The organism is Kaistella gelatinilytica (assembly GCF_015679325.1).
GTDB lineage: Bacteria > Bacteroidota > Bacteroidia > Flavobacteriales > Weeksellaceae > Kaistella > Kaistella gelatinilytica.
Genome location: NZ_JADPVI010000001.1, coordinates 734,928 through 748,085, shown reverse-complemented (window position 1 = coordinate 748,085; position 13,158 = coordinate 734,928). Strand labels below are relative to the sequence as shown.

General features: G+C 35.8%; 9 protein-coding genes. All 9 read right to left on the bottom strand.

Annotated elements, in window-relative coordinates:
* Nucleotides 1-65: 65 nt before the first annotated feature.
* A complete protein-coding gene (locus IV494_RS03255; RefSeq protein ID WP_196078728.1) occupies nt 66-581 on the bottom strand; it encodes a pyridoxamine 5'-phosphate oxidase family protein in 516 nt (171 codons plus the stop codon).
* A 221-nt stretch (nt 582-802) separates the two neighbouring features.
* Complete coding sequence (locus IV494_RS03250; protein WP_196078727.1) at nt 803-1,258, bottom strand: DUF1810 domain-containing protein; 456 nt, start codon at nt 1,256-1,258, stop codon at nt 803-805.
* A gap of 102 nt (nt 1,259-1,360) precedes the next feature.
* Nucleotides 1,361-2,122, bottom strand: coding sequence for a COG4705 family protein (locus IV494_RS03245; RefSeq protein WP_196078726.1), 762 nt, complete (start codon nt 2,120-2,122; stop codon nt 1,361-1,363).
* 76 nt (nt 2,123-2,198) lie between these two features.
* Nucleotides 2,199-2,642 (bottom strand): PepSY-like domain-containing protein, encoded by a 444-nt coding sequence (locus IV494_RS03240; protein ID WP_196078725.1) that lies wholly within the window; start codon nt 2,640-2,642, stop codon nt 2,199-2,201.
* A 259-nt stretch (nt 2,643-2,901) separates the two neighbouring features.
* The gene (locus tag IV494_RS03235; RefSeq protein ID WP_196078724.1) at nt 2,902-6,093 is read right to left on the bottom strand and encodes a TonB-dependent receptor; all 3,192 of its coding nucleotides are present in this window, start codon (nt 6,091-6,093) and stop codon (nt 2,902-2,904) included.
* A 304-nt stretch (nt 6,094-6,397) separates the two neighbouring features.
* A complete protein-coding gene (locus tag IV494_RS03230) occupies nt 6,398-7,402 on the bottom strand; it encodes a YncE family protein (RefSeq protein WP_196078723.1) in 1,005 nt (334 codons plus the stop codon).
* 135 nt (nt 7,403-7,537) lie between these two features.
* Nucleotides 7,538-10,576, bottom strand: a complete 3,039-nt coding sequence (locus IV494_RS03225) for an efflux RND transporter permease subunit (RefSeq protein WP_196078722.1) — start codon at nt 10,574-10,576, stop codon at nt 7,538-7,540.
* A gap of 286 nt (nt 10,577-10,862) precedes the next feature.
* Nucleotides 10,863-11,780: an efflux RND transporter periplasmic adaptor subunit gene (locus tag IV494_RS03220; RefSeq protein WP_196078721.1), complete on the bottom strand. Its 918-nt coding sequence runs from the start codon at nt 11,778-11,780 to the stop codon at nt 10,863-10,865.
* Nucleotides 11,780-13,042 (bottom strand): TolC family protein, encoded by a 1,263-nt coding sequence (locus IV494_RS03215; protein ID WP_196078720.1) that lies wholly within the window; start codon nt 13,040-13,042, stop codon nt 11,780-11,782. The genes IV494_RS03220 and IV494_RS03215 overlap by 1 nt, the downstream gene beginning before the upstream one ends.
* Nucleotides 13,043-13,158 lie beyond the last annotated feature (116 nt).

The following is a 13,158-nucleotide window of genomic DNA, read 5'->3' as shown; positions in this document are numbered from 1 at the left end:
TATCAAACTACCTTGATCGTTGCTCTTTTTTGTAGCAAATTTTACTGAAAAAATATTGGATTTGATTAAACGTTTAATCCACCTTCTACTCCGCCATCTTCCGTTTTAGCACCAGTTACGGCTGCGAAAACCATTTTTGCAATAGCGAAAACTTTGTTGTCTTTGGTTTCGTAATAATAACCATCATCTGGTTTAACGCCAATTACGGTAATTCTTGGATCGTCTTTTCCATCAAACCACGCATCGGCGAAATGACTGTAATATTTCTCGATCAATGCTTTATCTTTAGAAACGGTCGCATTTCCCTGGATAAATACGTATTCGTAAGATCCGTTGTTTAAGAAATACAACTGAACCATTTTGTCGTTTTCAAGATTTTTATTGTGCGTACTTTCTTCTGAACTGATGAACCAAAGTGTTCCGTTGTCATCAACTTCTTGCAAAGCCATCGGAATGCTGTGCGCACTTTTACCAATGTTCGTAACGAAAAAACATGTTCCAGCTTTTTCCGCTAATTTTTTGATTGTTTCAATTGCTTCTTTTCCACTTCTATCTTGTTGTGGAGATTGTGCTTGTCCCATAATAGTAATTTTTGATTAATGTTAATTTGAATGATTGAGATAAGAAATGTTTTTTTTAAAACAATTATCTTTTATCAAATCTGATTTCTGATTAATCAAATTTTAGTCCAAAAACATACTATCATTTTAATTTTAAGAGATTTTAATACTTTAATAAAATAGAAGTATTATAAAAATACAGAGAATTGAATGGTGTAAAATGAGAAAGAGAAAGGCTTGATTTATGGCGTTTTCGACAGGAGTTTGATTGTCATTAAATCTAATTCACCCTTATAAAATTCATCTAAAGCTTTATCAAAAATTTTATATTTTTCAGCAGGAAAGTTCACAGAGTTGTTCTCCACAACTGATTTAAATAAAGTCATTGAAGATTGAAACTTTAAATAATCTGGAAATCCGAAAATTTCTTCTGCCGATTTCCCTTTAATTTCTTCTACCAATATTCTGGTGAGTTCAATAATTCTTTCTGATAAAACAGGATCCTTTAAATATTCAATAGCTTCATCGCTATTTTCAATTTCAAATTTTCTGGCAATATCTGATTTTCCCAAACCTTTGATCTGCGGAAAAACATACCACATCCAGTGCGAAGTTTTTTTACCGTTTTTAATTTCTGCGAGAGCGCTGTGAAAAGAATTCTGTTGAGCAATAAGGAAACGATTTAAATTATATTTCATGTTTGACTTTTAGATCAAATTTAATTAATCTACCGGTAGAAATTTTAAGAAGATCATTTATCTCTTATTTCAAATTCATGATCTAATCTATTTAAATTTTTTTTAGGAGATATTTTCTTTATTTCTTTTCTTTGATTCTATCGTTAAATACGCTACTGCACCTATAATTATAATAAAAAATACAATATTAATTAAACCAATTGAAAGTCCTAAACCGCCGTCTTTTGGCTCTTGAATAAACAAATCACCCAATGAAGCACCTATTGGTCGAGTAACAATGAACGCAATCCAAAACGCTAAAACTCCACTGATTATTTTAAAATAATAAAAAATACCTGCTAAGATAAATATCGTTCCAAAAAGAATTAGAGAATGCAAGTAGCCAAAACTCCAATATTCTGAAACGGTGTCGCCAACGCCTGTTCCTAAAGCAAAAGTTGTCAAAACAATGATCCAATAAAATTTTTCTCTGGTATCATTATTTATGTCATGAATGGATAAAGTATGTTCTTTTTTATGCCATACAAAAAATAGTTGAGCCATCGCTATAGCAAAAATCACATCTAAGGTTAATAAAGAAACACCTAGTTTCTCAACTAAAAGGTCTGTTATGAGTGTTCCTTCAATGCTCATCATCACAATTAATAACCAATAAGTAGGTGGGTAATAATCTTTCTGCTTAAAATTCCAAATAGTAGCACCAATTGTAATTGCACCCATAACGATGGCTGTAACTGTGAGGCCAAAATTTAAATTCACTGAAACATAATCAGCAGCAGTCTCGCCAACTGTTGTTGACAGAATTTTTATAAGCCAAAATAGAAGACCTAAACTGGCTACTCGATTGATTGTTGTATTTCCCATAAAATAAAGATTTAAATTGTTATTAATAATGACTAAAAAAATAAGGCAATCAAAAATGATTGCCTTATTTAATAATTTAGTCTTTTTCTACAACCAATTTTTGGAAAGCTCCATTATGATCAAACAGTAAATCTCCTTTTGCTACTTCTGCTTCATAAACCACAGATCCATCTGCTTTTACGATTTTAGCTGCTTCTTTTATTTTGCCGTATTTATTTTGAGCAACATAAGAAATTGCATTTTTAGGTAAATTTTTTGCATTTAAAGAAGTTTCCGTTTCTTCTTTAATTCCTGTTGAGCTATAAGTGGCAGAAATCTTTTCATTGTTCAATTTAAATTCTGCTTCAAACTTCCCGTGCTCTTCGTCCCATTTTACTTTTTTAACTTGTGGGTACTCTTTTTTGAACGCATTTTTTACACTTACAGGAACTTCGCCGCCTTTATTCATTCCGTGTTGTGCTGCAAAAGATCCTACTCCCATTACAAACATAGATAACATTACAATTACTGACTTTTTCATTTTGATAGATTTTAAATTTTTAGGATTGAACTTCTTCCAATCTCTACTACAAATCTGCGGCATCATTCTGTAGAGATTCTGAATTTAAATGCTTTTTGCATTTTTTTATTTAGCGTGTACATGATTTTTAGATTAAAGTTCTTTTGCAGTTACAATACAATTGGAAAGAGCCTCAAAAACGACCCGAATAGTATTTTTCTGCGAAAAAAGCCACCAGAATATTCGGATGGCTTTTTTTGAAAAATTTAATTGAATGAAATTAGAAATTATATCTCAAGCCCAGTTGACCTTGAAATCTTGATGCAAATTGGTCTACGGAGTAAGGAGTATTTGGCGTTGTAAAATTATAGGTAGGATCTGCTTTATCTGCACCAGTTCCTCCAACGGTTCCAACTTTAGTCAAACCAACACTTGCCGTGGAATTAAATGTGTTGGGAACAAAGTAAGATTTCCCCCACTCTTTATTAAGTAAATTAGTTAAATTAACAATACTAAAAGAGATTTCAATGCTTTGTGCGCTGTTTTTACTTAATTTAATTTCGTCAATCAATCTAAAATCAGCCTGAATATTCCAGGGGGTAAAATCTCCATTTCTTTCCGTAAATGTTCCCCTGCGAGAATTAAGATAAGAGTTTGAGCTAATAAATGCCTCGTAACTTGCAACTTGTGCAGCACCGGAAACAAGTACAGTACCGCTGGAGTTTTTTATATCTGTAATATATTTTGCACTTTCTGCTGTATTTTTAAAGATATATGCTAAACCTGCCGCCTGTCCGGAATTTGCAATTGTACCATTTAGAAATCCCCAGGAAAAGGGACTTCCAGATTGGGCATTAAAGAAGATATTAGCAGAAAGGGTATTCATATCACTAACTTTAAATCGATAACCAACTGTAGAAACGATTCTATGTTTTGTAGCAAAATTTGAAGTCGCCAGTTTCGGATCATTTGGTGTGAGAGATTGATTCATTTGCCAGTTACTTTCCATGGAATTTCTGATTCCATTGGTAATATCTTTTGCATCGCCATACGTGTAAGCCGCAAAAATATTTAAACCAAAATCGTAATTCTTAGAAATTTGTGCCGTAATATTATAGCGATACCCTTTGTTCGTATTTGATAACAAATAAGCATTAGAAAAGGCAGGATTAATATTTGAATTATAAATCGGCATTTGATTACTGGTGTCGTAAGAAAAATAAGTTGGCTTATCCGTTTTATTGACCTGCTGAAATTGCAGATCATATAAAACCTTTGTGTAAATACCTTCTAAAGTCATTTTGTAACCCTTCACATTAAAATCAAAAGCCAGAGAACTTCTCCACATTTGCGGCATTTTAAATTTATTATCCACTAAATCAACCTGAATTTTTGGACTTGCATCATGATAACCATTGATCCCATTGGGATTCAGCGGGTCGCCCAAAGTGTTTGTATTGGTAAGATTATTTTTATCATAACTGTAAAAACCTACACCGTCATTATAAAAAGCGTAACCAAGCCAGGCGAAAGGAATTCTACCCGTAAAAATACCAGAGCCACCTCTCATCACTACCGATTTATTTTCTGTAAGATCCAAATTAAAACCCAGTCTGGGTGAAACGGAAGCTTTGCCAAAAATTTTATTGGTTATCTGGCTTAATGGCGTGTAGGTGTAAGTGGTTCCGTAGTTTGGATCTGCGGGTGAACTGTTCACTTTTGGACTTAAATCTGGCACATTCCCCAAATTGGTGTAATCTACCCGGATTCCTGGCGTAATTTTCAACCGGTTCCCGATAATTATTTCATCCTGTACATAAGCGGAATACAGATCAATATTGAATTTAGCGTATGGATTATTAAACAGGTTTTCTCTGGAAGAACCGTCTGCAGGATAAGTTCCCCTCACTCTGGAAGGTTGAGAATTATAAAAATCTGCTAAACTTTTATAAGAAACTCTTCCATTCAAAGCATTTACAAAACCGTAATTGATGGTATAGAGTTCATTATGTGTTCCAAATAGTAAGGTGTGATTTCCTATTTTGTACGTTAAATTATCTGTAAATTCTAAAGTCTTTTGTTTCATGTTAAAAACCGTCGCTTCCCGGTCGTTTCCTAAAAGAATGGTTCCCCCGTTATAGCCAATTTCAACCTGCGGGAATAAAACATTGGTTGATAATGGATTTCTAAAATCATGAATATCGGAATAACTTGCCAAAAATGAATTAGAAAGATTATCATTAAAACGACTTTTTAATTCTAAAACAGTACTGGAGCTCGTGTTTTTTTGTTTAAAATCAATGCCTGAAAAACGGAAATTTGCACCATCTCTTTCGAGATTTGTAGCCTCGGAAATCACCGTGTTATTTCTAATGGATAAAGTGTGCTTATCGGATAACTTCCAATCAAGTTTATTAAAAAATTTTGAGCTTTGTGCCTGGTTGTTATATTCATTGTGCGTCCCAATATCAAAACCGTATCGATCCCGAACAAAGTTGGTAATTGCCGTTGCAGTGGCTTCATCTACCAATGAACCTACCTGTCCGGCATTATAAAAAATGGGATCGGTTCTCTTAGAATATTCAAAATTTGTAAAAAAGAATACTTTATCTTTTACCACAGGAAACCCAACTCTTCCGCCCAAAGTATAATCTTCAAAAGATTTTGGTATTTTAGAACCGTCGCCTGCATTGTTTGGTCCTGTAAAAGCTGCATTTCTCCCAACTCCGTATATGGAACCGATCACTTTATTCGAACCGCTTCTTGTAACTGCATTAACGCTCCCGCCTAGAAAATTTCCTAACTTTACATCATAAGGCGCTATAAAAACCTGAATATCCTGAATTGCATCCAGACTGATTGAGTTCGATCTGGTAGAACTTCCCGGCATTCCCGATGTTCCCGATTGACCACCTAATGAAGGACTAAAACCAATCGCATCATTATTTATAGAACCGTCAATGGTCACGTTGTTATATCTAAAATTAGTACCTGCAAATGAATTATTGGCACTTTGCGGAACAAGCTTGGTTACATCCTGAATGCCGCGGTTAACATTGGGCAAACTGTTAATTTGTTTATCGCCAATGTTGGTTCCGTTTTTTACCAGTTTTTTTCCACTTAAGAGTACTCCTTCTATTGTTTTTTCTTTTACATCTGAAATGGTGATTGCCGGCAGATCATTATCACCTAGGTTTAATTGTACGTCACTATTTGTATAAATTAGCTGATCATGATCAAAAATTTCAATTTTGTATGGACCACCCACATTTAAATTTACCAAACTAAACTGTCCGTTTTTGTTGGGAATTGTTTCAAAAATACTGTTCGTAGGAATGTAAGTTATTTTCACTTTAGTTGTTGAAGATATTTCTTTTCCTGCAAGTTTTCCCGCTAATTTAGAGGTAGTAATTTGTGCAAATGAAAATGCGAAGAATAGCAATGAAACTAAGATGCCCAGTTTTGTTTTCATTTTTTAAATTGTTGTTTTATTTAATGCAAAGCAACCTCAAAAAAGAACACTGTATGTTTCGCCAACTTTAATTTTATATTACTATTATTTTAAATTCAGTCCGATTATATTAAGTTTTTGTACACTCTAACATTCGGTCGAAAATAAGTCACTACTTTACCACATTTTAATTTGAAAGTTTTACAAACGAAAAAAATCCTGTTAAATACAGGATTTTTACTGGAAAAGTTATTTTTCATAAAGTGCATTTCAGAGCGGCACTTATTCCATAAAATACCTTTTGATTATCGAAAATGAAGCAAATCTACTTCCCGATCTGCAATAAATGAAAAGACCCGTCGATCAATGGAAATCGATGCGTCGTCTTGTTTTCTTCCGACCCAAATTTTGTAGTCGCTACATAAATCTTTTGAGAAGAAGCATCGATGGCAATTGTCCGAGCTCCTTTTTCTGTGATGACATCAGGTAATGCTACGATTTCATCTTTTGATTTTTCTAAATAAGTCGATAAAACCCCGGAATAGGTTGAAGCAAAAATCATGTTCGACTTCTCATCGAAAACTACACCATCACAACCTTTCGCGATCGGTAAAGCATTTACAACTTTTCCATCTTCTGCATTTACGACAACCAGATGTTCTTCGCATGCAGAAAATAAGCGGTGTGTTTTATGATCGATCGCCAAACCACTCGGACTTTCATCTTTGCCCAAAGAAAAATAGTTTAAAACTTTTCCTTCTGCTAAATTGATTTCTGCAATCTTCGATTTGTCTTCAATATTAACGAAGATCTTTCCGTGTAAATCGCTTACCAAAAATTCTGGATTGCCGATAAGTTCGATGGTTTTTTCAACTTTTAGATCTTTTGGATTGATGATGCTTAAACTGTTACTTCCAGCATTGGCCACAATTATTTTTTTTGAATAGTCATCAAAGATGACAGCATCAGGTTTTTGACCAACTTCGATAATTGCGATTTTCTGGTTTGTTTTAACATCAAATATATAGACCGAATTTGATTTTCCATTTGTAATGTAACCGCGATTATCCTGGTCAAAAGCAATTCCATGAACGCCACTTTGGTTTTCAATAATTCCTTCAGATGCCGAAGTTTCAGGGTTAATAATATTGACCTGATTGGAATGACTTGCGTAGATAAAATGATTCGCCGGACAAACCGCCAGATAATCCCAACCACCATTTCCCTCCACAGGAATTGATTTTAGAACTTTAAACGTTTCCGATTTCGTCTGACTGTTTGCCAAATTTAAAACAGACAGGAAGGCTACTAAAAGCAGTTTTGTTTTCATTTTTTTTTGATTTAAAATTTTAATTTTTTCTGATTATTACGTAAACGCTAAAGTTTGCAACCCGACTTGAACGGATCCCGATGTAAAGTCGGGAGGAAATCGAAGGCGGAAAAGTTGCCTTAAAAATAATTTACACTATCCATTTTTATGTGTTTCTTCTTTAAATTTTAACAAATTCAACAAGGTCGGGAAAACAACAAGAAGCAAAGGCAAAGCAATGATAAACCCGCCAATAACTGCAATCGCCAAAGGTTGATGCATTTGTGCGCCGGTTCCTATTCCCAAAGCTAAAGGCATTAAGGCGATAATTGCACCTAAAGCCGTCATTAACTTCGGTCTTAATCTCGTGCTGATGGCATAAATCAAAGATTCTTCCTTCGATTTTTGGGCTAAAGTTTCTTCAAACTGCAGATAGGTAAAAATGGCGTTTTCACCAATGATCCCGACCATCATAATAATTCCCGTGTAACTTCCCACGTTCAAAGGCGTTCCTGTAAGAAAGAGCAAAATAAAACTGCCCGAAATCCCTAAAACTGAAACCAGTAAAATGAGAAATGCCACTTTGATATTTCTGAAAAGGAATAAAATAGTCGTGAAAACCAATAAGCAGGAAACGAATAAAATTAAGAGCAATTCGCTGAAAGATTTTTGCTGTTCTGCATAAGCACCGCCGTAAGAAACACTATATCCAGACGGAAGTTTGACACTTTTCTCGATCTCTTTTTGAATGTTTTTAATTGTTCCACCCAGATCGCCATTGTCTAAACGAGCGGTCACGATGCCAATATTTTGTAGATCTTCCCGTTGAACTTCCGCTGAACCTTTTAAAACAGACACATTTGCAAATTCTTTCAACGGTTTTAACTGTCCGTTGGGCAAAGAGATCATGCTGTTTTGAATCTCGTAGAGAGAAGCATTCGATTTGTTATTGTATAAAATACGAATGGGCGTAAATTGATTTTTATCAAACAGATCTCCGACGGTATTGCCACTTAAAATCGTTTGGGTTTGGTACTGAAAATTCTGGGGCGAGATCTGATACTGCGCTAAAACTGAAAAGTTGGGCGAGATCTGAATGGAAGGTCCCGCAATAACGATCCCGTCAAAAACATCTGCTGTTCCCGGAACTTTTTCTACAATTTTTGAAATTTGCTGCGAATATTGATGAATTGTCTGAACATCAGTCCCGAAAATTTTAATTTCAATCGGTTGTACACTGCTCATCAAATCACCGAGCATATCGGTAATAACCTGCCCAAAATCTACTGTTAAAGGCAAACCTGTTGCGGCAATTTTGGCCCGAAGTTCATCGGTGACTTCTGCCGTTGTTTGGGTTCGGTCTTTCTTAAGGTTGATCAGATAATCGCCACGATTGGGTTCGGTAATAAAAAATCCCATTTGCGTTCCCGTCCTTCTGCTGTAGGCTTCAACTTGCGGATTTGCCTTAATGATCTTTTCGACTTCCCGAAGTTCACGATCGGTTTCCTGTAAAGACGTTCCGGGCGGTGAATTGTAATCGAGAACAATACTCCCTTCATCCATATCGGGTAAAAATCCTGTGGAAATGTTGGGAATGATCAGAGCGGTAGCTGCGACCAAAATCGCCATGAAGATGTAGGTGAAAATAGGTTTTCTGATAAAAAATCCTACCCATTTTCTTTCCTTTACTTCATGATGAACTTCTTCTTTTTTTGGAGCTGTATCTTTAGATAAAAACAAATAGATCACGGGCAATAATAGCCAGGTCACGAAAAATGAACTGACCAAAGTGATGATCATTGTGTTCGTCATGACTTTAAAATAAGCACCCGCAACACCACTCATCAGCATAAAAGGCAGAAAGATAACGATCGTACTGAGCGAAGAACCGACCATTGCTTTCAGCAAATAATTAACGGCTTTCTGAACCAGACTTTTACTGTTCTCTTCCGGGAATTCCTCATGCGTTCTGTGGATCTGTTCTACAATCACAATGGCATCATCGATGATCAAACCGATCGCGGCAGCAATGGCGCCCAAAGTCATGATGTTAAAAGTAGCGCCTGTTGCGTACAAAACAACCATCGTTAAACAGATCGTAACCGGAATGGTAATTAAAATAGTCGCACTCGCTTTCCAGGATTTCAAAAATATGATGGCAACGACTATCGCCAGTAAAAGTCCGATCCAAAGCGCATCAGTCACGCTTTTTATAGAACTGTTCACAAAATCGGCCTGTACGTAATAAGGTTTTAGGACGACATCTTTGGGTAAGGTTTTTTGCAGGTCTGCGATCTTCAGTTCCATAGCGGTTGAGAGATCGACCACATTCGCGCTGGGTTGCTGTACGACTGCGATCAGAATACTTTCCGTTCCATTAGCGTTTACTTTGATGTATTGTTTTGCTTTATGGACTTCGATTTTGGCGATGTCATTAAAGTAAATAATTCTGTTGCCATCATTTTTAATGACTACATTTTTTAAGGCATCAAGGTTTCTTAATTGCGCATCGGTCAAGGTTAAATAAAGGAAATTATAGTCTGCTGAATAACCGTTTGATCTGATGAAATTCGTTTCATTCAGCGCCGTTTCTATGTCTTTTGGATTCAGACCCAGTTGTGTCATCTTTCCTTGATCCAAAACGGCCCAGAACTCTTTGTCTTCACCGCCAATGATCCGGATATCACTCACACCGGGAACTTGAGAAAGATATGGTTTGATGGTATAAAGCGCAAGTTGTTTCAGCGCAATTGGGGACATCGACGTAGCATTCAAAGAATATCCCAACACCGGTAAAATGGAAGGATTCATTTTTTCTACGGTGATATTAATGTTGGGTGGCAACTGATTTTTGATCGCATTGATCTTAGCTTCGATCTGTTGCTGACTCAAATCAATATTGGAGTTCCAGCTCATAAAAGCTGAAATCTCGCAACTTCCCCTACTCGTCGTACTTTTCAGCATTTCAAGATCGGGAATTTGTTTCACAGCATTTTCCAAAGGTCGAGTCACCGCGATGGTCATTTGATCGACGGGCTGTTCGCCGGCTTCTGCTATGATTTTTATTTTCGGAAAAGTGATCTGTGGGAAAAGTGAAGATTTGATATGAGAATAGGAAAAGATGCCGCCCATTAACAGGAGCAGGATCATGACCACAAGCGGACTTTTATATCTTACAAAAAAGGATTTTTTCATTCTATTTTACACTGCATTTTTATTGCAGTAAGTTTATTTTGACCATAAAAGCCACAGAATCAATATTCAAATTTTTTAAACACATCAATCCCATTAGTTTAAATTGATTTTAATAGGCTCTAAAGTACACACGAGTTAAAAAATCAAAGATTTTTTAGATTGATATATGCCCATTTTGATCTTTTTTGAATTCTTTATGATGTGACTGACGTTTTTATTTTTTTTCACTTATTTTAACTGTATTGCATTTATCTTTTGTGACTTTTGTGGTTGCCGTTTCCGATGGTTACTTTTCAACTTTTACTTTTGCATTATTTTCTAAACCATAATTTCCGGAAGTGATAATTTGGTCTTTCAGCGTGATATTGCCCGAAATGACCTGCACCCAGTTATCATTTTCAGTTCCTTTTGTGATATCAACTTTCACTGCCGTTTTTTTGTTTTTTATTTTCATTACCCAGAATTTCGTCTGCGTTTCATCCGTTAAAACTGCACTTTTAGGCACATAAATCCCGACTTCACTATTTTTCTGCTTTAAACTGATGCTTACAATTAAATTTTCCGGAATAGAAACAGCCTCATTCGGTTTTACCAATACTTTTTCAGTCTGCGAAACAGGATCTACTGCGGGAAGAAGTTTGGCAATATGTCCCTCTATCGTTTTTCCATCCGGTAATTTTATTTGTAAATTGTTGTTATTGAGGAGCATTTCGTGGTATTCGTAGGGAACATTCATCACGAAGCCGAAAGTTGAACTGTCGGTAATTCCTGCCAGGATCTCCCCTTCCTGCACATAATCTCCAACTTGATGGTTTAAAGCATTCACGAAACCGGTTGCCGGACTGGTAACAGAAGTAACACCCGAAAATCGAAAGGAAGGATCCAGTTTATTAATGGTATTTCCCAAAGCGCGCGCTTCTTTTGTCTGAATTGAAAATAGAAGCTGTCCTTTTCTTACGGCTTGAGCAAGATTAATTCTCACGTTCGTAAGGTAACCTGTAGCATTTGATTTCACTTCAGATTTCAATAAATAAGTCGCTGTTGCGTTGATAGAAATATCATTGTTAATGCTTAATGTATCAGTCGGAAAAGCCACTGAAACCGGAGTTTCGGAGTTTATTACCGGTGCAGCAGAAACGGTATCCGCATTTTTTTTACACGAAATAAGTAAAACTGAAAGCAAGAAGACGGTAACTATTTTCATTAGGGTAATATCATATTATCGAGTTGATTTTCTAAACGCAGGACCTGCATTTTATACTGCAAAAGACCACTTTTTAAACTGGTGTAATTGGTGATCGCCAAAATAAAATCCACCATTTTTACATCTCCTGTTGGCAATTGTTTGAGATTGGCTTCGATCAATGTTTTAGAAAATTTCATTTGAGTCGTTGCCAGGTTGACCATTTCTCTATACTGCAGGATCTGCTGATTGATCTGTGCCTTTTGCTGCTGATATTGTTTCTCATAAAATGCAGCATAATTCTTTTTGGTGTCCAGCTCTATTTTCTTTTGAGAGATCATCAGTTCTTTTTGGTGGCCATCGTAAATGGGAATATTCAAAGACAAACCGGCGCTGATGCCAAAATTTTTATAAGGACTTTGTAATAACGCGGAGGAATAACCGCCATCCGCGAAAATTGCTATTTTTGGTTGATAACTGTAATTGATGAGTTGAATATCATTGTTTAATTTTAAACTGTCGGTGCGTAAAGTCTGGGCATAAACACTCTGCTGAAAATCCTGAGTGTCCTGCAGTCCAAACGTGGGCGCTTCCAGATTTGAGGGTTTTGTTTCATCATTCCCGGAAAGATATTGCAGCAGTGCAAAATTATGCTGCCAGTCTGCAAGATGCTGTTTTTGGGTCAATACGATCTGTTGCGAATTTACTTTGAAGGACAAATAATCTGTTTGGCGAAAGACGGAGTTTTGGGTCAGTTTTTTTAAGATCAGATCTTCCTGTTCAAAAATATAAATGATCTCTGCATCTATTTTTTTCTGTTCCTGATTTTCGTAGGTTAAAAGATATTGTTCCGTAATTGCTTTTTTTAAATTTAAAGCAGACAAGTTCTTCTGATTCAGAAGCTGTTGAATTCCAAGGGAAAAAGAATTCAGCTTGGACTCGTAGTTCTTTTTGCTGATGATATCGCGGGAAACTCTGCCTAAAAGCGCCAGATTTTTTCCGTTGATGGTCGAATTTCCATTATAGCCCCAATCCTGAACTTGCGGCGAATAAGACGCATCTGCAATCCCATTTACTTTAAAACCAAAATCCCTGCGCATTTTTATACTGTCCAAAGCGGTGATCTTCATTTGATTGCTGAAGTCTTTTAAATTAGGATTGTTTTGCTGAGAAACTTCTAAATAATAAGCGAGTGTTCCGGTATTTTGGGCGTGGTAAAACCCGATGCTTACCAGTACGATAAGCAGAGTGAGGAGTTTTTTTAAATTTTTCAGATCGGTCATATTCTTGTAAAATTCCTTAACAATAAGACGAAAATAAATCTCAATTCTGTTGAAATACTGAATTCTGCTTTATCTTAAATTTAATCCTGAATTTTTTTTATTGCTAAAGAAATAAA